This is a genomic window from Vibrio sp. Vb0667, from assembly GCF_033391095.1.
The window spans coordinates 1-1,030 of record NZ_JAWPOL010000414.1; the positions used below are offsets into that span (position 1 = coordinate 1).

Genomic DNA, 1,030 nt, shown 5'->3' on the forward strand with positions numbered 1-1,030 from the left:
TAAGCGAAGGTGTCATTGATGCGGCGATAGAATACGCAGGGAAGTTACCATCGCCTCAATGCGAGATTTTTATCGCTTCTCTTGGCTGCGCGGCATCTAGACCTGATCCCGAGTCTATGGCTTATTCTAGCCGTGACGCTAATTACGTATTAAATGTGCACGGAAGATGGGACTCCGCAGAAGATGACCAAGCTTGTATCGCGTGGGCGAGAGACTTTTTTGCCAAAACCAAACCGTATGCCAGTGGCGGTGCGTACATTAACTTCATGACGCAAGATGAAGCAGAACGCACTGAATCCGCATATGGCCCAACGTATGCGCGCTTGCAAGAAGTGAAGAAGAAGTTTGATCCAAACAACTTGTTCAGAATGAATCAGAACATCAAGCCAGAGTGAGTTCAACGTTAGTCTACTTTCGTCAGCTTAGTCACTATGGCTCCATAATCTTATGGAGCCATTTCTAGGTAATTTATTGAGTTTTTGGGTTATTTATTGCTTTTTTAAGTGATGAGATAACAAGTTTGCTCAATTTGCCAGATGCTAATGTGTTTGAATAAAACAGACCCAACGTCATTGATGGCAGATGATTATTAATATCGAAGCTAGTTTTTAACTTTACATGTTCGTGCTCTTGAACTGCTTTCTGAGCAAACAAGTGGTTGACTGGCATCAATGCGTTTGAGTCTTTTAAAGTTGATAAACATAAGTTCGCATTATCGCTGCGAAGAACAATGTTTGATCTCAATTTTAACTTATGAAGTGTGTGTTCTATTTTACTATTTTTAGTCGTGAAATTTGGAATTACAGATACAACTAAAGGGAAGCGAGAAATATCTTCTAAACACACCAACTGTTGGCTTAGCGGGTGATCTTTTCTAGCTATAAAATTGAAGCTAACTGGTAACAAGGGTTCGCGAACAAGATCTTTAGAAACATCGATAGGATGGTAGTTGATACCGATATGAATTTTGGTGTTGAGTATTTGTTGTTCAGTAGATTCGGACCAATTCACGATGCGAATCGTTGCACTC

General features: G+C 40.5%; 2 protein-coding genes. One reads left to right on the top strand and one right to left on the bottom strand.

Annotated features, from left to right (window positions below; genetic code table 11):
* Nucleotides 1–395, top strand: a 395-nt coding sequence (locus R8269_RS26300; protein ID WP_318223050.1) for a BBE domain-containing protein, incomplete at its 5' end; no start/stop codon positions are given.
* Nucleotides 396–468: 73 nt separating this feature from the next.
* Here the strand turns inward: R8269_RS26300 and R8269_RS26305 are convergent.
* On the bottom strand, nt 469–1,030 hold a 562-nt coding region (locus R8269_RS26305), incomplete at its 5' end, for a LysR substrate-binding domain-containing protein (protein ID WP_318223051.1).